The following is a 22,593-nucleotide window of genomic DNA, read 5'->3' on the forward strand; positions in this document are numbered from 1 at the left end:
CAATACCAATGCATTAACCTCCTCCTTTTCCCGGACCAAAAAGCAGGGTAAAAGTAGTCATTTCCCCTGGTAAGGAGGCTACTTCCAGACTGCCCTGATGGAGGTGCATCATTTGGCGGGATATGGCCAGCCCGATGCCACTTCCGGACTTTTTGGTCGTATAAAACGGCACAAAAATTCTTTCAGCAGCTTCCGGAACAATGCCTTCCCCATGGTCGGTAACCTGTATCATCGGAATGGCATGGCTGGTTTTTCCGGCCGTCAGGACGATGGTACGTTGGGTAGCCTTTTCCATGGCCTCTTTGGCATTTTTTATCAGGTTGATCAAGATCATCTGCACCATCTCCCGGTCGGCACAGACCCGTAAATCGATTGGGTCACACTGCGATTTCAAGCATATCCCCGAAGCAGAAAGTTCCTTCTTCATGAGTACGCAAACGTGTTCGAAGAGTACACTCACTTTAAAGGATTTGAGTTTCGGGTGGGGAATATTGGTATAATCGCGGTAGGCATTAACGAAATCGACCAAACCATTACTCCTTTTGGAAATGGTGGCCAGTCCTTCCGACAGGTCCTGGAAGCTATCATTATTGATGACCATTCCAGGCTTTGCCGGTACCACATCTTCCCTTAAAATGGTCCCCAGGGAATTGGCCAGACTGGCGATAGGGGTCATGGAATTCATAATCTCATGCCGCAGTACTTTAGTCAGATTTTGCCAGGCCTTCAATTCGTTTTTCTGTAACTCTGTTTTGATATTCTGAAAGGAAAGCAGGGTCCAACTCTGACCATCCATTTTGAAGGCAGAAGACTGTACATTCAGGTGCAGGTCGCCATTGATCCTTATGGAAAAAGAACCCCCAGGGGTCAATTCCAGCACCTTTTTCAGTAATTCTTCGGAAAGTTTACCCAGGTCGTGGATATCTTTGAACTGCGGAATTTGTAAAAGTTGCTTTGCAGCTCCATTGATCACCCCGATTTTACCCTGGCTTTCAAAGGAAATGATGCCGGTATTAATATGCTGCACCATGATCCGAAGGAACAGCACCTGCTCTTCTTTTTCGGCCCTGGTTTTTTTGAATGCAGCAATCACCTCATTAAAGGACAAGTTCATCTCCTTAAACGACCTGCCCAATTTGCTGTCCCTGGTAAAGGAAGATGAAAAATCGGAGTATCGGATAGAGTCCAGAAATCGGGTGATTTTTCTATTGGTGGTATTACAGTAGGAAATCAGGTTTAATGTCTGGATAGTCAGAATGACAGCAGAAAGGATTCCGGTCAGGAGGGCATTGTCCCCGGATAAATAAAACATACCGACCGTGACGGTTAAAACGATTAAAAGCACCCGGAGCACGATGCCAGCCGAAAATGATCTAAAGCCCATAACGCTCCAATCTACGGTACAGGGAAGAACGGGTAAGCCCTAATTCCTCAGCAGCCCGAGTGATATGCCCGTTGTGTTTTTGCAAGGCCTTTCGGATCAGGATTTTTTCTACATCCTCAATGTTGAGGTGATCCAGGTTAATGGTTTCCTCCAGTTTTTCCGGCTCCATTTGTTTTTGGATAAACAAGTCTTCCGGCTGGAGTACACTGCGGTCGGTCATGATCACCGCCCTTTCGATACTGTGCTGCAGTTCCCTGATATTTCCCGGCCAGGAATACTTTTGCATCCTTTTGATCAGGGCTTCTCCGGCTTTGCGAATATCTTTATGGTATTTTTTGGAATAGATGCCGATAAAATGATTGGCCAGCGGCATGATGTCTTCCAGCCGCTCCCGGAGCGGGGGAAGGGTGATTTCAATGGTATTGATGCGGTAGAGGAGGTCTTGCCGGAAACTGTTGTCGTACACCATGTTGTGAATGGCCATATTGGTGGCAGAAATCAGGCGAATATTGATGGGAATGGGCTTATTTGTTCCCACGCGGGTAACCTCCCGGTTTTGAAGCACGGCCAGCAACTTGGATTGTAGCGATAAAGGAAGGTTTCCAATTTCATCTAGGAAAAGGGTGCCCTTATGAGCCTGCTCAAAGCGTCCCGCCCGGTCTTCCCTGGCATCTGTAAAAGCTCCTTTTTTATGGCCAAAAAGTTCGCTTTCAAACAACGTATCGGTGATGGCGCCCAAGTCCACGCCTACAAAAGCCTCCCGATGCCGCCTGGAGTTTCTGTGAATAGCCCTTGCAACCAGTTCCTTTCCGGTACCGTTTTCTCCCAATATCAAAACATTGGCATCGGTGGCCGCCACCCGGTCAATGGTTTCGAAGACTTTTATCATGGAGGGACTCAGACCAATGATGTCTTTGTACTTATGGTCCATGTCTTTATAAAACTGCTGTTGCTGGTCCTTCAACTGAGACAGCTCCAACTTCGATTGCCTGAGTTGTACGGCAGCATTTAGGGTGGCCAACAATTTTTCATTTTCCCAGGGCTTGAGCACAAAATCCGTAGCCCCCTCCTTGATCGCTTTCACGGCGGTATTCACATCACCATAAGCGGTGATCAGCACCACTACCGCAGAGGAGTCCAATTCCAGTATCCTATCTAACCAATAAAACCCCTCCTGACCGCTGCTGACATCCTTGGTAAAATTCATGTCCAATAAAATAACATCATAATGTTCATTTACCATCAGTATAGGAAGCATGCCCGGATTTGTTTCAATGTCTACCTGCCCGAAATGTCTTTTTAAAAATATTTTTGCGGCTTTCAACAGGTCCTCATTATCATCCACAATCAGGATCTTTCCGCTTTTTCGTTCGTTCATATCTTATCTATTAGATAGGCTTTGCCCATTGGGAGAATCCCAAAACCTGTACCGAAAGGAGACAAGCGGACAAACTTTTCCCAAAATCGGTCATTCCATGAAATATAAGCTTATTTTTCCCAACGTTTTGATTTCGGTTCCAAAAATGAATGGTACCTATACCATACCATTTTGGTCGCTAGCGGACAAATTTGTTCGGAAAAAGCGTTCTTATTTTCCGGCAATTGGCCAACAGGCTATTATTTCAGGGGTTTTGCCAATGGCATGTTAATTGGCTAAGTCAGGGAGAATAAAAACAGGCTCCAAGAAATGGACAGAAAGATTAAAAAGAAAACCTGGACACCAAAATTGATCGGAAGCGTGCTCGCCGGTAGTGTGCTTTTGGGATTTATCATTTACCAATTGGTTTTTGCAGATGCCCGGTCATCGATGAATGTGGATCGGGAACGACTGACGATTGCCAATGTGACAAGAGGTGAATTTACGGATTATATTCCCGTGAGCGGGATCGTCGAACCAGGAGAAATTTTTTACCTGGATGCCATCGAGCGGGGGAATATTCAGGAAATTATCCGGGAATCCGGCTCCATGGTGAAAAAGGGGGATACCATATTGTTATTGACCAATTCCAACCTTCAACTTGATGTCATGCAACGCGAGACCGACCTCTACTTTCAAATCAACAATCTGAGACAGACACGCCTGCTTTTAGACCAAAACGACCTCAGCCAACAAGCGCAACTGGCGGAAATCGATTACCAAATCAATTTGCTCAGGCCCCAATATGATCGGTTCAGGGAATTGCATGAAAAAAAACTGATTTCCGACAGGGAGCTTGAGGAGGTAAAAGAGGAATACGAGTACAATTTGAAGCGGCAGCGACTGACCTATGCCTCCTATAGGAATGATTCCATAGCGCGCTCCATTCAGAAAAAACAACTGAGGGATTCAGAAGCAAGGATGAACCAGTCGCTGAACGGAGTGGGGCACATTTTGGATAACCTGGTGGTAAAAGCACCCATCGACGGGCAATTGACCACCGAGCAAATTGAAGTGGGGCAATCCATAAACGCCGGAGAACGCTACGGGCAAATCGATATCATCGATAAATTCAAAGCCCGGGTACAAATTGATGAACTGTACCTGCCCAGGATCAATACAGGTCTGAAGGGAACCTTTACTTTTTCAGGCGAAACCTACGAACTTGAGATCGCAAAGATTTATCCCAGTGTGACTGGAGGCCGGTTTGAGGTCGACATGGTGTTTACCGATGATGCCCCTTCCGGTATTCGCAGGGGGCAAACGGTCCGGATCCGATTGGAGTTGGGAGAAAGCGAACAGGCGGTATTGCTGCCGACCGGCGGGTTTTACAAAGACACCGGAGGCAATTGGGTATTCGTGGTCAATGAGGAAACAGGAAAAGCGGAAAAAAGAACTATCCGCCTGGGTCGGAAAAACCCAGAGTACTACGAGGTGATCGAGGGACTCGGAGAAGGGGAAAAAGTGATTGTCAGCGGCTATGAAAATTTCGGGAAAAATGAGGTTCTGAACCTGAGCCGTTAAAGAAGCTAGAATGGACGGTAGCTAGTGACAATTCCCGCTATGGGAAAAGATTGAAATGGAACTTAAAGGGTATAACAAATAGCTGAAAAAATGCAACACATTATCAAAACCAACCAATTAAAAAAGCGGTACACCACCGAAGAGGTAGAGACTACTGCCCTGGACGATATCCAAATCGAAATAAAAAAGGGAGAATTTGTCGCCATCATGGGGCCTTCCGGATGTGGCAAGTCCACCCTACTGAATATCATTGGCCTGTTGGACAATCCTGACGAAGGCGAATATTACTTTCTGGAAAAAGAAGTGGCTCATTTTTCGGAAAGGCAGCGGTCTCAGCTTAGGAAGGGAAACATTGGGTTTGTCTTTCAGAGTTTTAACCTGATCGACGAACTCACCTGCTTTGAGAATGTGGAATTGCCTCTCCTGTACCTTAAAATCCCGGCCGAAGAAAGGAAAAAGAAGGTGGAGGAAGTATTGACCAGAATGAACATCATGCACCGGAAGAATCATTTTCCCCAACAGCTTTCCGGTGGTCAGCAGCAGCGGGTGGCCATCGCCAGGGCCATCGTGGCCAAACCGGCGGTGATCCTGGCAGATGAGCCTACCGGAAACCTGGACTCCGCCAATGGAGAAGAGGTGATGCGCCTTTTGGAAGAGCTGAACAATGAAGGGACCACCATCGTCATGGTCACCCACTCCCCTCATGACGCCAACTACGCCCACCGGATCATCAACCTTTTTGATGGCAAGGTGGTGACTGAAAACATCCGGGAACAATTTCACATTTAGGTAGGGTTTCTTATGTTCAAAAACCATTTTAAAATTGCGATAAGGGGTTTTATCCGGCACAAGCTGACCTTTTTCATTAACCTGGTCGGCCTGGGACTGGGACTTTGGGCGGCCATTTTAATAGGATTGTGGGTTCAACATGAATATACCATAGACCGGGACCTGGATGGGTCCGAACAGGTTTACCGGATCATGGAACACCAGACCTATGGCACGGAGGTATTCACCACCACTTCCACGCCTGGCATCCTGGCCAGAGAGCTGAAAGCAATATACCCTGAGGTGGAAAAGGCCGCTAATTTTTCATGGATGGAAGAAAACCTATTTCAATACGCGGATAAAAAAATCCGACTGAACGGATTTTATGCAGAAGCGGATTACCTGCACATCCAAAAGTTTGATTTGCTCTATGGGAACAGGGAAAAACTATTGATGGACAAAAGCCATATTGTATTGACGGAGGACGCAGCCAATAAACTTTTCGGGCGGACAGACGTGGAGGGAGAGACCATATTGTTGAATGATGGAATGGAGCGGGTTCCTTTCGTGGTGCAGGGTATATTGGCAGACCTGCCTTCTACCAGCAGCGTACAATTTGATTACATTTTGCCTTATCAGCTAATGTTTGACAAACCCTTTAATGGCTGGTTACAAAATTGGGGAAGCAATGGGCCCAGCACCTTGGTAAGGTTAAGTAAGGAATCCGATCCCGGAAAATTTTCCCAAAAAATTGAAAATTTTATCAATGAGCGGAATGAAGGAAGTTCCGTTCAGCTTTTTGCCTTCCCCCAGGAGGACCTTTACTTACACGGGCAGTTTAAGGGAGGCGAGCAGGTGGCAGGAAGGTTTTCCTATGTAAAGTTGTTTGCCCTTATCGGATTTTTTATTCTGTTGATTGCTTGTATCAATTTTATGAACCTTTCTACCGCCAAGTCTCAGAAGCGGGCCAGGGAAGTAGGGGTGAGAAAAGTGGTAGGGGCAGAAAATGGGGCCTTGATGGTGCAGTTCCTGACAGAATCTATTTTTATCACCTTTTTTGCCGCCCTTATGGCACTTTTACTGGTGGAAATTTCCTTACCTGTTTTTAACGACCTTTCAGGAAAGACCACGTCGGTCCCATATGGAGAGTGGTTTTTTTGGATTCAAATGTTAGCCATTGTAATGTTCACTGGCCTGTTGGCTGGTAGTTACCCTGCGTTTTACCTGACGGCCACCAAGGTAGTGGCTGTATTTAAAAACCATTCCAATGCCGGAAAAAACGTGGTCAGGGCCAGGAAGGGACTGGTATTGTTTCAGTTTATATTGGCCACCATCCTTATCATTTCTACCCTAGTCGTCTACCAGCAAATCAGTTTTGCCCTGCAACACAACCTTGGCTACAATAAGGAGCAATTGTTGGTGATTCCATTAGAAGGGAAATTGAGTGAAAACTTTGAGGTATTTAAAAACCAGCTTGAGCGGCTTCCGGAGGTAAAAGGCGCAAGCAGGTCCAACCATTCCTTGTTGGGAAGAAACAGAAATACCGGAAATATCCATTGGGAAGGAAAAGATCCCGATTTTACAGCCCTTTTCGAAATTATTGAAGTGGACTACGATTTCTTAGAAACGCTGGGTATGAATCTGGTAAGGGGAGAAAGCTTTTCTCCCGAAAAAGGCGCCGATTCCCTCCAAGGAGCCATTATCAACCAGAGGGCTTATGAATTGATTGTTCAGGATGACCCTCAGGCATTGGGCTTCAAAATTGGGGACGATATACGGGAAATCACCGGTGTAGTGGAAAATTTTCACTTTCAAAGTTTCAGGGAACAAATAGAACCCGCAATTATTGTACTTGATCCTGAATATGCTTCCAAGGGTTTTGTCAGGGTGGAGACTGTGGATATGCAAAATACCATCGCAACTATTCAATCCATAGCCGAAACATTGAATCCTGACTATCCCTTTCAGTACAACTTTATGGATGAAAACTATGCTAAACTTTACAGTGACGATGTGAGAATCAGGGAGCTGGCGAAGTATTTCAGCCTTTTGGCCATCCTCATTTCTTGTTTGGGTCTACTGGGCCTGTCTGCGCATATTGCGGAGCAAAAAACCAAAGAAATTGGCATTCGAAAAGTCCTGGGAGCATCCACGCTTTCGATTTTAAATGTAATCAACCGGGAGTTTATATTTATTGTCGCCCTTTCCATTTTGCTGGGTTCGGGACTGGCCTATTGGTTAATGAAAGAATGGTTGTCCGGGTATGCTTACCGGATCGATTTTGAATGGTGGATTGTTCCTTTGTCGGCCCTGGTAATCTTTTCCATCGCCTTTCTTACGGTCACCCTGCAGGCGCTGCGTGCGACAGGGACAAATGCCGTTCATGCGCTAAAAACAGAATAAAAAAACACCAAAGAAGGGCCAACAGTACCTTCTTTGGTGTTTTGGGCTTATTATTGATTGATTTCAAATGAAATTTTTGCATTAACCCCATAGGAAACAATTTGGTTGTTTTCCACATTGGCGTTAAAATGCTTGACGTAAATGGATTTGATGTTTTTAACCGACTTCGAAGCTTCTGTTAACGCATTTTTTGTGGCATCATCAAAACTTTTTTCAGAACTGGCAATTACTTCTATCACTTTTACAATTCCCATAGCGTTTCGGGTTTAACGTTAGATATCGAAAGCCAACCTGGCCTTCATTCTAGGATAGAGTTGAGCAAACATTATGCCTTAATTTGCTTATAATTAGCCAATTAATTAATCATCAATAATCTGCTATGGGTTAACTTGGCTCATTTTCCACCAATGCTAAAAACACCATGCGGTAGTCCTCGCTATCGTAATACACATACAGCCGGTTGGCCTCAATTTCGTAAGAAACAGCCTTCTCAAGACCCTGCGAATAGGCGATATGGTGGCTTTCCTCCGGAAAAATAATGGTGCCGCCTTCCGGAAAATCCCAATAGGGAAGCCCCACTTCAAATTTAATCGCTCCCTGCTCATCATAAGAAAAGCAGGAATGAAGTACTCCCAAATGGGTCCTGGTTTCTAGTTTAAATCTTCCCTGACATGCTTGATCTTCCTCCGCCCATTTCTGATTCGTTAACTTCAGGTAAAGTGGAAAATCATATTCTTCCAGCCGATTATCGTATCCTCCCTGATAATGGGTAAGATGAGCCAATCTCGCTGTACAGGTATAGGGGTAAAAATTGCCTGTTTCCAGATGTTCAAAACCGACAAACTCCCAATCGCCTATCAGCGGTAAGGGATCTCCCTCCTGATCCAACTCAAATCCGCATATCGGATAGGCGGGATCTTCGGTAGTCTCCTCCACTTCCGTAGGCTCTTCTAATTCTTCCGGCTCTCCTGGTGAGGGGATATCCTCAGAACACGAAAACACAAGCATCAATAAAACAAGAAAGGCAGTATTTCTTACCATCGAACCCCTTTTTAACTAAAGAACGCTTAGTTAAGGTTATTAGTATACATTGCCGCTAAATGGCTGTCCCAGGACCAGTTTATCTCCCGAATCATCCACTTCAAAAAGTTTGGGGATCCGTATGTACCGGCCATTCTCCCCTACCCGGTGGCTATGGACGGCCATCAGCAGTTGTCCCTCAAAAGTCCTGAACAACATCCCATGCCCATAGTTTGGGGGAGTGATGGGATCCTCTTCATGTATCCAGGGACCATCCAAGGTCCCGCTTTCCGAATAGGCCAGCCCCTGGGTATAATCACCAAACACCCAGCTGGTCCAGAGCATGCCCAGCTTCCCGGTTTGGGTTTCAAACAACCAGGGCCCGTCCGTGACCTTGTTGGGAATGGTATCTCCTGCATCATTGCGCTCCCGGCTCCAGGGGGATTCACTGGCTTTGAAAAGGAGCTCGCTTTCTCCCACCGAGCCACTCAGATCGGGTTTCAATTCGATTTTTTCGATGGTCCCGTTCCAGTTTTGCAGCCACTCGTAACAGTATACCATATAAGGTTTACCGTCTTCATCCACCCAGAAGGTTCCGTCCAGCGTCGGTTTGTCAGCAGGCAGGTAGGTCGGATCTTCCATAGGCCGATACGGTCCTTCCGCCTTATCGCTAACCAAGATATGGGAGGCCCTGCGTTCGATCACATTCCCTTTTACCGTATCGATTTTTACCTCCCGGTTGGTAAAGGTGGCAAAGTTGTAGTACTTATCCTTATAGTGGTGAAGTTCTGCAGCCCAGATCATCGGTCGGGGACCCATCCAGGAATCAGGATCGGTTTGTACTACCTGATAAGGCCCGGTCCAAAGATTCAGGTCTTTGCTTTTCCAGAGCAAGCCTCCCGTTCCGGTCATGTAGTACATGGAAGTTTCCGGATCTGACAATATACAGGGGTCGCTTAGCCTAATGGAATCCAGGGGAATATTTTCCCTGATTTCCGGCAGGCGGTTTTGGGAAAAAGCCAGAGGTTGTACGGCCAGCATAAAAAGGAATACGGCGATTAACTGTTTCATGGGGTTGGGTCGGTTAAGTTGAAATGCAACGTAGCAAAAAGGAAATGGCGGAATGGCTTTCAAAAAAAAGACACCAAACTAACGCAAAATAAGCACCTCGTTCACAGAAAGTTTATGCTCCATCAGGGAAATTTCCTCGCCGGGCAGGTATCGTTGGATGCTGGCATAGGTTCCTTTTTTCGGATTCGTATGGACTTCAATCCAATTGTTACCCAGATCGATCATCCAGTATTCCGGAATGCCGTGTGAGGCATAGAGGGGCAACTTTACTTCCCTATCAAACCGAATAGACGCATCGGACACTTCGATGATGGCCAGCACATCGGCAGGAACCGGATGTGCGGAGGCATAAAAGTCCGGGCGGTACTTTAACAGGGAAATGTCCGGTTCGGGCTCATTCCTAACATCGATTTGAACTGGATTTTGAACACCGATAACTACCTTACCTTTAAACAACCCATTGAACAAGCTGGCCAATTTATTTACTATACCTGCGTGTTTACTTCCAATGGGGCTCATCTCGTATATTTCACCGTGTATCAGTTCCAAACGGTCATCCGGCTTAAAAATGCCCATCTCCGCCATTTTGTGGTATTCCTCTACATTGATCAACCGTTTTATTACTTCAGTTGCCATACTATTCCGCTTATTCTATTTCTAAAGATAGTCAATTTCAGGTTTAAATGCCAGTGGGTTTGATAACGTAGCGTTTCCGCTTTTCATGAAAATTACAGACTGAAATTACTTCAAAATCAGTCACTTCGTTGCAGTTTTCAACTTCACCATAGCGGTGCTAGTTTCCAAACTGCCGGATTTTCTTGCAAGTTTAGCCTTCATAACGAAAGCCAATACATGATCCGGGTTTAACCTCTCCAAATGCCTTTTTAGAAACCCAACAAACGAATGCCTCTATGTATGAAAAAGATAATAAAAACTACCTTTTCCATACTTCCCGTAAATATTACTGAGACTTATTTCATACTTATAATATCTTCCCTGTCCTTTTCCAATGTGATTTCATGTGCCATTCCCCTTCTTTGGATTTTTCCAGCCTGGCTTCCCACCTGTAAGTACCGGGCCACTGCTTGAATACCTTACCTACGGCATACAAAATCCTCAGTGATATCTTTGTTGGCTTGGGTTTCCATCCCTTGGAAGGGACCAACACCATGAGGATACTTTCTTTATTGGCACAGATCAAATATTCTCCGGCTATCGAACCCGTAGACGGGTGGCCTTCAACCAAAAAATGTCCTTCTTGAGATGTTCCTGCCTTCACACCTTCCAAATGGGGAAAGGCAGGATCAAACGAAAACTTGATATCGTGCACCAGGTTGTGTCTGATAAGGGATTTTAATTTAGGAAAACCGCCCTCCCACTCCAATTCCAACGTTGTATTTTCCTGAGTAACTTGTTCTACTCCCTCGTCCACCACTTCCTGTGATAGAGGCCCATCGTAGGCCGGGTTTAAGGTAGCGATCAAAGGCTTGGGGCTGTACCTGGCAAAATACATATTCATCCAGTCCATAGGTACCGGAAGAACATCCGGCAAATGAACTTTCCCATCAATGGATACATGAAAATCAGTGTTTTTCCTCCTGACAAAATAAAAATCGTGCAGCAACACCAAAGGCATGGCGGAAGGGTTTTCGGCAGCATCCCCCATCGGAGCCAGCAGCCCAAAAGGTTTTCGCCGCTTAGGGTTGTACTCAAAGATCTTGACTTTTATGGTTCTGCCCAAAAGGTCAATGAATTGGTAATCCGCTTGCACCCCGAAATCATTTACTTCAAAAGAAGCAAGGGGCATTTCCACTTCAACCATATTGGCCAGCCCTTTGCCCACGATGTCATATTTGGCCTGGTCCAGGGTTAAAGAAGGTTGGTGATAGACATCTACCTTTCCATCCACCCGCCAACCGATGACCAAATGCCCGCTACCGTTTTTATCATCATCGAATACCTGTGGTTCAAAGCCGATATAAAGTGAATCGGGATCTTTTTCAAAATTGACTAATAAGAGCTTTTCCATAGGATCAATCTGAACCTTAAATGGGTTAAAAACCCAGGCCTGGGAGAACAAATTATTGTTTGAAGAAACCATAAGGACAGCAAATAAAATTAATCCTCTGAGGGCTTTCGGTAAAAAACCACATCCCCTTGAAAATAAAGTGGATAAATGCCAGATATAACTCATCATTAACGTATTAACATTGCAAATTTAGTGAGCCAGGCGTTGATCCTCTATGACTGATACCAATGAAAAATATGACATGCGTCATGGGTAGCTCTATGCAGCCATGAATATAGCTGCCGTTTTGTCTCCTAACTGAAGGGATACTGATTCTTCCGGAGTACCGATCCCCCAGGCTGGGACCGGTTGATCCCTTTGGGGTACCATATGATCGGAAAAAATCCTCGCTGCCTGGAGCTACTGAGGTAGTTTGACCGGTACAAGGGTACGTAGCGTAACCGGCCCAAACAAGCCGGACGGAATCAAGGGTGCCTCCTCCCAGGGTACCCGGATATGCCCAATCCCCTTGATATTGGTTTCCTCGATATGGGTTTGGGTGTACGTTTCTCCGGTTATGGCATCTCCCGTAATCCGGTTGGACCAGGTATTGGCTACTTCAATGCGTAAGGTATTGATCCCGGGGCGAAGCAGATCGGTCACATCAAAGCGGTACGGCTTGGCCCAGGTAATGCCCAGGCGCTCATCGTTCAGCCAGACCTCTGCCACATGCGAAAGGTCTCCCAGATCAAGATAGGTTTTGGCATCGGCATGGTCGGTAGGATGCAGGGCATGGACGAATTCCTTTTCGTAGCGAGCAGCGCCGGAAAAGTAGCGGATGCCTTCCACTCCGGATGCTGTCCAGGATGTCAGTTCCGGAAAAATCGCTTTTTCCGGAGCACCCCAACCTTCCGGAAAGAATACCTCCCAAGCCCCATCAATCTCCTTTTCATGGATGCTGGCATGGATTTCATTTGAGCCCTCTTCATCATACAATACGAAAATTCCCTCTTCCCAGATCTCTATTCCATCCGCCTTATAGCTAACCTTTGGGGGATGTAAACCAGCGCCAACGATTTGAGAATAATGGTTCGTTGCTTTCCCGGGAGCAAAGGTTACAAATTTACTTTCATACGGGGCCAGTGTCAGGGGAAGGCTGAGTTGATCCTCTTTTTGTTCATAGACCCCAACTTGGCTAATCTGACCAGTCACCGGGTCCCATATCTCAGGAACTTTGTCTTGCTGCCGAAAATGCACATTTCTCGAAAGCCAGTCCCCTGTGGTATTGACCACAAAATAGAAAGCCAGCTCTCCCTTTTGGTAATGGGTATAGTCCAAGGTATAAAACGCTTTGTCTTCGTAATCAAGATCTGGCGCTACCCCCAGTGCCTCCATTAGTTCAGTTGGGGCTGCATCTATGTAAATGACGCTTTCTTCGGGATTGAAATTTTTGGGATTAAAGGGTTGCCATAGCTCTTCCAGCCATCCTTCCATTTCCGGCATACCTCGCTTCATTTTCCGTTCTGTGATTCCTTTTGGCCTCGGACCGAAAATCATCGCTCCCTTTTCTGCCATATCTTTCAGCTTAAGCAAAACTTCTGGATGGATTTCATGCTCCTCCGTCAATGCCAGAACGTTGAATTTTGCTCCATTTCGGGGGTTAATGATCTCGCCATCCTGCACTTCCAGCCCCAGCAGAATTTCCGTATTGACCAGTTCATAATCGTAACCTGCCCCCGGGGAGAACCTACCCCGTTTATGCCCCCCATAATTGGGAATGGTATCCCCATAATAGTAAAGGAAGTCAGCTTTAAAATCGGCTTCCTGAAGGATATAGGAAACCCGCGCCAGGTATTCATTAAAAGGCCGGATTTTGGGCCACCATACCCGCTTGTCGTTATAGTGGGTGCCGGCATGATAGACAATGCCGGGAAAACCGGTTCCTTCGGGATTATGAGTGGACCCATGTACGACCACCTTATTCATGCCTTCGGCAAAAGCCCGGTCTCCGATTGGTTTCATCTCAAAGGGGCCTTCCTGCCAGTGTTGGAATGAAGTGAAGGCTTCCATTTCGACAATTCCCAGACCATAGATGTGAGCCGCCGAAGAAACTTCTTTCACTACCCGCAAAATATCCATTCCGTCTTCATTGTACCGGCCGTGATTGATCCAGAATTCACCTCTGGGAATGTCTAGCCCTTTGCCCAAGGCTTTTAACGGTTCCACGGGAACATTGTGCAGGGGAAGACCGGGTCCTCCGGCCTCACTGTTGTTTTTGAGGCCGTGGGCATTGCATACTTCTTTGGATTTCATGTAAAAATTCTGGATCATCAGTTCGGATAAGGTCCGCTGAAAATCAGCCCGGAAATTGGCGGTTGTTTCGGCTGAAAATTCCGCTTCTTCAAATAGGATAGGCAGGAGTTTTTTGACAGCGTATCCGTTGATCGTCTTGAATTTCTCCGGAAGCGTGGGTGTCCAGGTAAAGCCTCGGGCCTCGTAGCTGGCCATATAGAGGCTTTTCAGGGCCGTTTGCCTCAGGTCTCCCAACACCGATTGCAATCGGTCGATGATGTAATTGAAATGAAAGGCTGTGGCATCCGCATCGTAATGATCCACGATGGGACCCGCGGAATATTTACTGGGCAAGATCAGGTTTTCGCCCGAATTGGAACATACGTACCGGACAATTTTCCATTCCCCTTCCGGTGCTTCCCAATCCAGTATCTCCGTTTCCGGATTGAAAAATTCGGAAATATCCCGGATTTGGCTGGTATCTGTCAGACTTTCTCCTGAAAATTCTGGAATCGCCAGCAGGACGATTTCGGCTGCATAAACCGGTTTACCATCCGCTCCGAATTCGATCATCCGCTTTCTGCCTCTTGGATCGGTTTCCGGTATTTCGGGAAAAGGAATGGTGACTTTTTGATTTTTACCTCCACTCAGATTAACTTTTGATTGATAGATGGATTTGGCTGCATGCTCCGGAGTTAGCCAGTTTCCTCCCGCATTCCAGCTACTGGCCGTATTCAATCCTACTTCCAATCCCAGTTTCCCGGCCTCCTCCACCGCAAATTGAATGGTTTTCAGCGACTCCTCCCCCAAAAACTCCGGACCTGTTCCCACCAGAACGGTATCCCTGGAACCAATTTCGAATATGGTAAAACCAGATACCCCGGCTTCCTTAAATGCATGAATTTCTTCCATTAACCGAAGGCTGTCCACGTGGCCACCCAGCCACCAATGGTAGACATGGGGACGGGCAGTAGCAGGCGGGTTTTGGAAGCCTCGCCGAAACGTTTCATATTCCGGGCTATTTTGTCCAAAACCCGGCAAAATAAGCCCGGCAAAAAAAACCGCCAGGATAAGGATGTATTTGAATTTTGTATTCATGGTCTGGAGATTGTGGGGTTTAAAATTCGTTACTATTGGGTAAGCGAGCTGTGTTCCGGCAGGGGATGCCATTCCAGAAACGGATCGCCGCTATCCCTGATCCATGCTGATAATGCTGCCTTCAACGTATTTTTAACAGACAGGTAATTTTCTTTATAGGCCAGGTTAGTTGTTTCGCCCGGATCCTTCCACAAATCAAACAATTGCTCGTTTCGTTCTCCCTGATTATACAGGTTATATTTAAAGCGCTTGTTCCGAATCATTCTTGCATGCCTGCTGGAATCCAGTTTATCGTCGGCCAACTGCACGACTAAATAGTCCCGTAAATTCTCCCGGGGATCGTCCAACACCGGCTTTAGGCTTTTGCCGGTAAATTGGACATTATTTCCGACACCGGCATAATCCAATAAAGTTGGAGCCAGGTCTATTCCGGATACCAATTGGTCCCGATTTATACTTCCGGAAGGGATATGCCCCTTCCAGCGGATAATAAACGGAACCGTAGCTGCCTCTTCATATAAACTCAATTTGGCCGCCCAGCGGTGTGCAGCGGCACCATCCCCATGTTCGCTGGTCAGGACCACAATCGTATTTTCATCCAGCCCTGCGGATTTAAGTGCCTCCATTATTTTTCCTATTTCTTTGTCTACCATTTCCGTAAACCGGTAATAATGGTACAGGTAGGCTCGCCAGTCTTCGGGGGTGTAGTCTTTGGTTAACAGCAGTTCATCTCCGTAATGGTCCATCAACCGCTTCTCGTCAAGGAATTCCGGCTCGTATTCGGCAATTTCAAAATTGGGAGGCAAAGGAGGCAGGTTATCCAACTCATCGGGCCCGGCATATTCTCCAGGCCTTCTCGGCACATGGCAAATGTCATGTGGATTGTGAAGGGAAACGGCTAAAAGGAAGGGGGTTTCCGCATTATATTCGCGTATATAATTTACTGCTGCATCTGCAATGGGACCATCAGTGTCCTCACCCAGGTCCCAGGCCTCATCCAGGGATTGAAAGGGAATCACTTTAAACCCAGACACAGAATCCATTTTGTCTTTTGCAGGGTAGGATTGCGGTAGGTGCCACTTTCCTGCCCAGGCTGTTTGATATCCTGCATCTTGAAAAAGATGGCCAATAGTGGGCACCGAAGAATCAATATGGGTGGAATTCCAGACCACACCCGTTTCATGGGGCATCATTCCTGTAATCAGGCTGCTTCTGGCAGGACCGCATACCGGACTGGTACAATAAGATACCGTAAAGAAAGTGCCTTCTGCCGCCAACTGATCCATCGCGGGTGTCGCCAAATTGGGGTTGCCCAGGTAACTGATGGCATCATTGGTTTGCTGATCCGTCAGAATAATCAGGATATTCGGGGTTGATTTTTCCTCCCCCTCTTTTAGGGAACAGCTGGTAAAAACCAGCAAGGCGGCAAGCAGTGACAGCGGATAGGCCCATAAACGTACATTTCTGAAAAGTTTATAGAAATAGCCTTTACTATATCCTACAGGACGATCGTATCGGCCCGCATTGGATTTCCTTTGGATCAGCAAGAAGTCACGATTAAAAGCGGTTTTCATGGGCGTTTGGTTTTGGATTCCACTTGGTTTACGATACCACCACCGATTCTATTTGCAGGTAGTTGGCAATTTTCTGAATGCTGCCGGCATGGTGCCCAATACCCAGGGCAAAATGATGGGTAGGCCCTTCCTTGATCCATTTGGTAAGAAAGGTCCGCACATCCGGTTTAAAGAAACCCCTGGTATTGGTATTTCCTGTAGGAGGAATGGGGCCTTCCACCGATTCTCCTTCGGCAATTACAAATTTGAATTTTCCCTGATAGGTTGAGCCTATGCTTAACATGGTAATGGGCCCTTCCTTGATCTTGAATTCGACCCCCGCTCCAAAACCGGGCTTTCCGTGGTATTTCTTTAAACTCCGCAAGACAGGCTTCCCCTGTGCGATGGAGATATTGTGCGGGCCATCATGGCCGACCAGGATAAAGTTCTCCTTGAAATCAACTGGGTGAAACTCCGCAAAGCTTCCACCTATCCCCAGGCGGTCCATGATAAACATGGCCAGACAGGTCTTTAAGTCCGATTCCCCACACATAGGGAAACCCGAACTGGTTAGCAGGGAGTTGCCCACGATCAGGTTAGACATGACCAGTTGGGTAGGGCTGTTGTCCTCCCCGTTATAATAATAGGCCAAACCATCCAAATCTTCCCTGGCAATGAATTTTTTCAGGGCCAGAGATGCCTTTGCGGCCACACTTAAATCGGCTGGCTTTAATTTTTCGGAAATGGGGTCAGATACCGGGTCCGGCGTGTCAAAGAAGGAAAGGATGCGCTTTTCTTCCTGGGTTACTTCCGAGTCGCTCACCTGGTTGACATACTGATGAACGATTTGATTGGCCTCACACTGCACCACATGTACGCCAAAATGGGCGGTAAGCATGGTCGCATCCGTATGCATGTCCAGCATGGCTTCTATGGGATGCCCTATATGGCCGATCCTGGCAGTTTTTAGCCCGTGCAAAACCTTGGCAATACGGCAATATTCTCCAATCAACGCTTCTGCCTCCGGATCATCATGCAGTGTACCTATGATGACCTCCGGTACCTCTTTCCCAAACCTTACCGCCACCCCTGCAAATTCCGGAAGGGAGCAGATATCGTCATTATACAATTGCATGTAGGTCGATGCCCGGGAATAATCCATCGCTTTGTCCGGTTGCAAGGCTACCAGGACAATTGGGGTATCTATATTTTTGATGACCGCCCCAAAAGTGCTGGAAGTAGCATAGGTGAGCATGTCGCAAAAAATCAAATCCAGATGGGCAGCCTTGAGTTTTGGCACCAAAGCATAGGCAGATTGGGCATCATCTACCAGTCCAAAATCAACGATTTCTACCTGGTGCTTTTTTAATTTCTCCAGGAATACCCCTTGCTTTTTCAAAAGATCTTCCAATAATCCTTCAAACTGAGACCAATATTTGAAATACCCCACACCAAACACCCCAATTCTGGGTTTTGATTCCATGCGCCTTTCAAGCTGGTAGGTTTTAGATTCGGACGTTACGTCTTTTATCAGCTTTTTCATTTTTCTATGTTTAAAAATTTCAAATTTCAAGGGCTATTCATTTCTGACATGGCCCATTTGCCCATTTGCTGCAAATTCCATTGAGGTAATCTTCGGAACAAAAACCATCAGTATTACAAACGCCAGCGGGTACATGATCCCCGACACCAGCCATAAAGGCCCATAAGAGTGATTTTGGGCAACCCAGCCTATCACCGGATTCAGGATCATGCCGGAAACAGCTCCCGCTGTTCCCGAAAGTCCCACCACCGTGGAAGTGGCATATTTGCCGAAAATATCTGTTATGGCCGTTATGTAGTTGGTAATCCAAAAGCCATGGGCGAGCATCATCAGGGACATGAGCAAAATGGCCACTTCAACCGAAGATACGGTGGAGATAAATGGAGCCACCAGCGTGAGGGCGGCAGCAAAACCCATGACCCATTTCCTGGCAGCATTAATCGTAAGATTACGGGAAACCAGTTTGTCAGAACACCAGCCGCCCAGAATATTGGAAAGACCCAGTGCCAGAAAGGGAATCCAAAACAATTCCCCAATTCGTTCAAAAGAAAGGTCTCTTTCCTGATTGAGGTATTTGGGAACCCAAAACATCAGAAAATAAAATACCGGGTCCAATAAAAACCGGATCAGGATGAACGCTTGTACAGTTCGGTTTTTTAGCAATTGGAGCATGGGAACCTGCAATGGGCTTGTATCTTTCTTTGTTGCCCTTTGTGAAACCGCATGCAGGCTTTTTTTCCAGGAGGGAATAACCCAGGCAATTACCCAAACCACACCTATGATTCCCGGAATGATAAAAGCCCAGCGCCATCCATATTGTCCGGATATCAGGATGGTCAGGGGAGGAGCTATGACCGCCCCTATAGCAGCTCCTCCAATGGCAACCCCATTGGCCAGGGCCCTTTCTTTTTTATCAAACCATTCGTAAACCGTTTTCGCAGCACCGGGAAAACAGCCTCCCTCTCCCATGCCCAGTAAAAACCGAAATCCCAGTAAATGGTAGAAATTACTCATGATACCGTGAAGGGCGCTGGCAACAGACCATAGCCCCACAGACAACCCTAACCCTAACTTGCCCCCAACCTTATCAATCAAGCGCCCGCCAACCGTAAACATCAAGGCATAACTGATCAAAAACCCGGTATTGACCCAGCCATATTCCACATCAGAAATTTGCAACTCCTCCTGGATTTTAATGATGGTCATGGACAACACCTGCCGGTCCAGAAAATTTAGACCGGTGGCGAGGAATACCAATGCCAATATGTACCAGCGGATTTTTGGGCTCATTTACTTAACGCTCTAGGTTATAAAAAACAATTATATAACCTTTGACTTAAAAAAACAATAAAAAATGATAATTTAACAATTTTATTGTGAAATTTGAGTATTAAACCTAATATTAGTCTATTATTAGCACCTTCTCAAAATACTTCTTAACGCACTATGTTAAAATAAAAGTGTTAAAAAATTCAATCGGATTTTTGTTAAACAGGTAAATAATTACCTAAGAATAAGGTTTAGCCGCTAGAAAATCAAAAAATGATCATGCAACAACCGCAGAGAAAAAAAATTAGTGGAAATAAAAATGAGCTCAAATGACGGGTCAAACCTTTTTTGTACCAGAATTAACGATCTCATTGTATTCGGGATGGGCAATAATGGCAAATTTATATTTATCGCCCCGGTACAATGATTTTTCCAATTCCAGGACAGTCCCGGGTTGACACAAAACCACACTATCTAAGACGAAAACCGGCAAAGCCTCCTGGACTTCAAAATTATTGGCCTGATCATCCGGGGGAAGTATAATGGTGCTCAGGTTTTGTTTGATATCCGAAATTTTATGATTGTACTTGTCTTCGTACACCTTAAAATATGAAAGATCCGTAGAAAGCATGTTGATCCGAGGGCATAGCTTTATGGATATATACTTGGTTTCATCTTTCAGCAATAAATCATCGGCGTACCTTAATTGATGTACCTTCAATACCGGTCCTTCCATAATGTAGTGTTTTCCGCTAATCTCAGTCGAAATACCATGATCCAATATGGTCTTCTCCAACACAACCGTCTTTGGTTGGAAGCCTTCCACCTTCAGCCCTTCATCAAAGCCTCTCCTGGTAGCATCTATGGAACCCAAAACCCTCAGCAAATGATGGTCTTCTGTCTTGTTTAACACAAAAGTCCCCTTCCCCTTTATGCGTTGTGCATACCCTTTTGTCTCAATAAGTTGAAGGCTTTTCCGGGCAGTGGTATTGCTGACACCAAAAGTATGAATCAATTCATTTTCTGACGGAACTTTATCTCCGGGCAACCATTCCCCGGACCGAATCTTTTCAATAATCCAATCGCTGATCTTGACGAATTTTGGCTTCATTTATTTCTGATTTTTTCCATTGTATAGCGGGTTTCCCTTCGCCCCGGAGCGCGCGTGATTATTCCAGGCTCACCAATATTTTTTTTACCATTAAAGTCCCAAAATTAAATCAAAATGATATAAACCCTATCCTGAACCAAAAAAACATCCCGGGGGCGGTAGCCATATGATTTTTGAAGCTACCTGCAGATTCTTAAAAGCCATTTCCCCTTGCTCAGGCTTTTAATCAGACCAATGTCTTTCATTTTAGGTCCACATTAACCGAAGAAGTAGATTTTTGCCAGGCCCTATGGTACATTTATTCCTTGCAAGAGGATCCCCTTTTACAGGCTTCTCCATAAAAATGACCCATTTTTCACACCTGCTGCTGGGCATAGAGCCAAATACTTAAATCTTTTCTATAACCAATGGAAAAGGTTCGGTAAATTACCGATTCAGTGACCATTTCGTTTACAAGATATACAGAAGACAGAATTAAGTTGAGACCCAATGGATAAGGAACCCAATCACCGTAGAAAATTCTTGAAGACAGCGGCCCTTACTTCCAGTATCTCAGCAATGGGTATTCTGTCTGCTAAAGGCCAATCAATGCAACACTCAGAAGTTTCGGAAAAGCTACCCCGGGAAGTATGGGTGGCAGGTATTTCGCAAACAGATATTAACGTGGATACGGCCGAAGAAATGTTCGAACGGATTTTTGCCTTAATGGAAAAGGTGTTGGTGAACCAACCCGACATAATTTGCTTACCGGAGGTTTTTCACACCTCCAACGTGGCAAAAAAATATACCCTACCGGAGAAATTAGTCCTTTCCAATAACGTTTTGCCTCGCATGGAGGCTTTTGCTAAAGCTAACCGTTGTTACCTGGTGGTTGCGGTAAATACGGAGGAAAACGGCAACATATTTAATTCGGCCGTCTTATTAGACAGAAATGGGTCACGGGTTGGTGAATACAGGAAGACCCACCTGACCGAAAATGAAATAAATAACGGACTTACACCCGGCCCACTTGATCCGCCGGTATTCCAGACGGATTTCGGGAAAGTCGGCATACAGATATGCTTTGATGTATTGTGGGATGATGGGTGGAAATCGTTGAAGGATAAGGATGCTGAAATCGTTTTCTGGCCGTCTGCCTATGGAGGTGGCCGAAGTCTACAGGCGAAAGCCTTGCTCCATAGGTATGTACTTGCCACCAGCACCCGAAAAGGGAGTTCCAAACTTTGGGATATTACGGGCAGGGAATTGGCACAAACCGGGTTCTGGGAAAAAAATTGGTATTGTGCCCCTGTAAACCTGGAAAAAGCATTTTTACATACCTGGCCTTTTGTTCAGCATTTTGATAAAATCAAGGAAAAATATGGGCGGAAAATTCGCATTACCACCTTTCACGAAGAAGAGTGGTCGGTAATTGAGAGTTTATCCCCGGAAATCTTAATTGCCGATATCCTGAAAGAATTTAACCTGAAAACCTACGACCAACACCGGCATGATTCTGAAATGGCTCAAATCAAAGCCAGAAATTCAATGGCATTGAAAAAAGTTGACTGATTTGCTAAACCAGCATCTTTGTAAACATTTTGAAAAAACGAAGCGTGGCGCAGTGTAGATTAAATAATATTCTTCCCAGCCTTGGTTTGTTTTTATTCCTACCGATGAAGTGGCGTTTATTTGGTCAGCAGTTCCCATTTTAAAATAGAAACAGAAAAAAAGAATATGAAACATACTTAACAACTCAACTGAAAAAATAACATCTGTGAGCAGCGAGGCGATAGAGTTCGTATCGGTCCTTATCATTAACAATCGGTTGGCTAATTTTTTCGCGGTATTCCAGAATTTTAATGCCAGCTACCTGATCCAGATCCTCCAGCGTTACAAAATCGGACCACGTCTCCTGTACAAAATCATCGCCTTTAAATCGTGACTGGTGATTGGTAAGCAAGGTTCCCCAGGGTTCTCTGGCAGCCATGTCTCTGCCCATTAAATTGATGGTTTGGAAATTAACCTCTCTTCCAGATATGCAGAAACCAATCACCGTTTTGATAAGCGAATTGATACGGGTCGGTCTGATGTACCATCAACTTTCCTTTTTGCTTAGAGGGCAGCACCTCAAATGATCCGGACAAGCCATT

17 protein-coding genes are annotated in these 22,593 nt (G+C 45.7%); 4 read left to right on the forward strand and 13 right to left on the reverse strand.

Features of this window, described 5'->3' with window-relative positions; all coding sequences use genetic code 11:
- Window positions 1-13: 13 nt before the first annotated feature.
- Window positions 14-1,384, reverse strand: coding sequence for a sensor histidine kinase (locus tag GJS45_RS15360; RefSeq protein WP_162342748.1), 1,371 nt, complete (start codon window positions 1,382-1,384; stop codon window positions 14-16).
- Window positions 1,374-2,762 (reverse strand): sigma-54-dependent transcriptional regulator, encoded by a 1,389-nt coding sequence (locus GJS45_RS15365; protein ID WP_162342749.1) that lies wholly within the window; start codon window positions 2,760-2,762, stop codon window positions 1,374-1,376. The genes GJS45_RS15360 and GJS45_RS15365 overlap by 11 nt, the downstream gene beginning before the upstream one ends.
- A 309-nt stretch (window positions 2,763-3,071) precedes the next feature.
- Between GJS45_RS15365 and GJS45_RS15370 the strand changes: the two genes are divergently transcribed.
- From GJS45_RS15370 to GJS45_RS15380, 3 genes are all read left to right on the forward strand, one after another.
- Complete coding sequence (locus tag GJS45_RS15370; protein WP_162342750.1) at window positions 3,072-4,325, forward strand: efflux RND transporter periplasmic adaptor subunit; 1,254 nt, start codon at window positions 3,072-3,074, stop codon at window positions 4,323-4,325.
- A gap of 90 nt (window positions 4,326-4,415) precedes the next feature.
- Complete coding sequence (locus GJS45_RS15375; RefSeq protein WP_162342751.1) at window positions 4,416-5,114, forward strand: ABC transporter ATP-binding protein; 699 nt, start codon at window positions 4,416-4,418, stop codon at window positions 5,112-5,114.
- Between the two features lie 12 nt (window positions 5,115-5,126).
- Window positions 5,127-7,496, forward strand: a complete 2,370-nt coding sequence (locus tag GJS45_RS15380; RefSeq protein ID WP_162342752.1) for an ABC transporter permease — start codon at window positions 5,127-5,129, stop codon at window positions 7,494-7,496.
- A gap of 50 nt (window positions 7,497-7,546) precedes the next feature.
- On the opposite strand, the gene GJS45_RS15385 is transcribed toward GJS45_RS15380, so the two are convergent.
- The 10 genes from GJS45_RS15385 to GJS45_RS15430 all read right to left on the reverse strand — a co-directional run bounded on the left by GJS45_RS15385 (window position 7,547) and on the right by GJS45_RS15430 (window position 20,461).
- Window positions 7,547-7,750: a dodecin family protein gene (locus tag GJS45_RS15385; protein ID WP_162342753.1), complete on the reverse strand. Its 204-nt coding sequence runs from the start codon at window positions 7,748-7,750 to the stop codon at window positions 7,547-7,549.
- Window positions 7,751-7,880: 130 nt separating this feature from the next.
- Window positions 7,881-8,537 (reverse strand): hypothetical protein, encoded by a 657-nt coding sequence (locus GJS45_RS15390; protein ID WP_162342754.1) that lies wholly within the window; start codon window positions 8,535-8,537, stop codon window positions 7,881-7,883.
- 39 nt (window positions 8,538-8,576) lie between these two features.
- Window positions 8,577-9,587: a glycoside hydrolase family 43 protein gene (locus GJS45_RS15395; protein ID WP_162342755.1), complete on the reverse strand. Its 1,011-nt coding sequence runs from the start codon at window positions 9,585-9,587 to the stop codon at window positions 8,577-8,579.
- A 78-nt stretch (window positions 9,588-9,665) separates the two neighbouring features.
- Window positions 9,666-10,223: a Uma2 family endonuclease gene (locus tag GJS45_RS15400; RefSeq protein WP_162342756.1), complete on the reverse strand. Its 558-nt coding sequence runs from the start codon at window positions 10,221-10,223 to the stop codon at window positions 9,666-9,668.
- A 346-nt stretch (window positions 10,224-10,569) separates the two neighbouring features.
- Window positions 10,570-11,616, reverse strand: a complete 1,047-nt coding sequence (locus GJS45_RS15405) for a hypothetical protein (RefSeq protein ID WP_235954797.1) — start codon at window positions 11,614-11,616, stop codon at window positions 10,570-10,572.
- Between the two features lie 399 nt (window positions 11,617-12,015).
- Complete coding sequence (locus tag GJS45_RS15410; protein WP_162342758.1) at window positions 12,016-14,985, reverse strand: glycosyl hydrolase; 2,970 nt, start codon at window positions 14,983-14,985, stop codon at window positions 12,016-12,018.
- 32 nt (window positions 14,986-15,017) lie between these two features.
- Window positions 15,018-16,559 carry a sulfatase family protein gene (locus GJS45_RS15415; RefSeq protein ID WP_162342759.1) on the reverse strand — a complete coding sequence of 514 codons (1,542 nt, stop codon included), beginning with the start codon at window positions 16,557-16,559 and terminating at the stop codon, window positions 15,018-15,020.
- A 28-nt stretch (window positions 16,560-16,587) separates the two neighbouring features.
- Entirely contained in the window at window positions 16,588-18,081 is a 1,494-nt protein-coding gene (locus tag GJS45_RS15420) for an L-fucose/L-arabinose isomerase family protein (RefSeq protein ID WP_162342760.1), read from the reverse strand.
- 33 nt (window positions 18,082-18,114) lie between these two features.
- Entirely contained in the window at window positions 18,115-19,371 is a 1,257-nt protein-coding gene (locus tag GJS45_RS15425) for an MFS transporter (RefSeq protein ID WP_162342761.1), read from the reverse strand.
- Between the two features lie 316 nt (window positions 19,372-19,687).
- Window positions 19,688-20,461 carry a GntR family transcriptional regulator gene (locus GJS45_RS15430; RefSeq protein WP_162342762.1) on the reverse strand — a complete coding sequence of 258 codons (774 nt, stop codon included), beginning with the start codon at window positions 20,459-20,461 and terminating at the stop codon, window positions 19,688-19,690.
- A 489-nt stretch (window positions 20,462-20,950) separates the two neighbouring features.
- On the opposite strand from GJS45_RS15430, the gene GJS45_RS15435 reads away from it, so the two are divergent.
- Window positions 20,951-22,012 (forward strand): carbon-nitrogen hydrolase family protein, encoded by a 1,062-nt coding sequence (locus tag GJS45_RS15435; protein WP_162342763.1) that lies wholly within the window; start codon window positions 20,951-20,953, stop codon window positions 22,010-22,012.
- A 184-nt stretch (window positions 22,013-22,196) separates the two neighbouring features.
- Here GJS45_RS15435 and GJS45_RS15440 read toward each other — a convergent pair whose 3' ends face one another.
- Window positions 22,197-22,442 carry a hypothetical protein gene (locus GJS45_RS15440; RefSeq protein WP_162342764.1) on the reverse strand — a complete coding sequence of 82 codons (246 nt, stop codon included), beginning with the start codon at window positions 22,440-22,442 and terminating at the stop codon, window positions 22,197-22,199.
- Window positions 22,443-22,593 lie beyond the last annotated feature (151 nt).

The sequence above is a fragment of the Cyclobacterium salsum genome (assembly GCF_010119245.1).
In the GTDB taxonomy this organism is placed as follows: Bacteria; Bacteroidota; Bacteroidia; order Cytophagales; family Cyclobacteriaceae; genus Cyclobacterium; species Cyclobacterium salsum.

Excerpts from the sequence above, each read along its gene's own strand:
- GJS45_RS15435 (WP_162342763.1), top strand. The coding sequence starts at position 20,951 with ATGGATAAGGAACCCAATCACCGTAGAAAATTCTTGAAGACAGCGGCC.
- GJS45_RS15360 (WP_162342748.1), bottom strand. The coding sequence starts at position 1,384 with ATGGGCTTTAGATCATTTTCGGCTGGCATCGTGCTCCGGGTGCTTTTA.
- GJS45_RS15385 (WP_162342753.1), bottom strand. The coding sequence starts at position 7,750 with ATGGGAATTGTAAAAGTGATAGAAGTAATTGCCAGTTCTGAAAAAAGT.
- GJS45_RS15405 (WP_235954797.1), bottom strand. The coding sequence starts at position 11,616 with ATGGAAAAGCTCTTATTAGTCAATTTTGAAAAAGATCCCGATTCACTT.
- GJS45_RS15390 (WP_162342754.1), bottom strand. The coding sequence starts at position 8,537 with ATGGTAAGAAATACTGCCTTTCTTGTTTTATTGATGCTTGTGTTTTCG.
- GJS45_RS15415 (WP_162342759.1), bottom strand. The coding sequence starts at position 16,559 with ATGAAAACCGCTTTTAATCGTGACTTCTTGCTGATCCAAAGGAAATCC.
- GJS45_RS15395 (WP_162342755.1), bottom strand. The coding sequence starts at position 9,587 with ATGAAACAGTTAATCGCCGTATTCCTTTTTATGCTGGCCGTACAACCT.
- GJS45_RS15400 (WP_162342756.1), bottom strand. The coding sequence starts at position 10,223 with ATGGCAACTGAAGTAATAAAACGGTTGATCAATGTAGAGGAATACCAC.
- GJS45_RS15365 (WP_162342749.1), bottom strand. The coding sequence starts at position 2,762 with ATGAACGAACGAAAAAGCGGAAAGATCCTGATTGTGGATGATAATGAG.
- GJS45_RS15430 (WP_162342762.1), bottom strand. The coding sequence starts at position 20,461 with ATGAAGCCAAAATTCGTCAAGATCAGCGATTGGATTATTGAAAAGATT.
- GJS45_RS15375 (WP_162342751.1), top strand. The coding sequence starts at position 4,416 with ATGCAACACATTATCAAAACCAACCAATTAAAAAAGCGGTACACCACC.
- GJS45_RS15420 (WP_162342760.1), bottom strand. The coding sequence starts at position 18,081 with ATGAAAAAGCTGATAAAAGACGTAACGTCCGAATCTAAAACCTACCAG.
- GJS45_RS15410 (WP_162342758.1), bottom strand. The coding sequence starts at position 14,985 with ATGAATACAAAATTCAAATACATCCTTATCCTGGCGGTTTTTTTTGCC.
- GJS45_RS15440 (WP_162342764.1), bottom strand. The coding sequence starts at position 22,442 with ATGGGCAGAGACATGGCTGCCAGAGAACCCTGGGGAACCTTGCTTACC.
- GJS45_RS15425 (WP_162342761.1), bottom strand. The coding sequence starts at position 19,371 with ATGAGCCCAAAAATCCGCTGGTACATATTGGCATTGGTATTCCTCGCC.
- GJS45_RS15380 (WP_162342752.1), top strand. The coding sequence starts at position 5,127 with ATGTTCAAAAACCATTTTAAAATTGCGATAAGGGGTTTTATCCGGCAC.
- GJS45_RS15370 (WP_162342750.1), top strand. The coding sequence starts at position 3,072 with ATGGACAGAAAGATTAAAAAGAAAACCTGGACACCAAAATTGATCGGA.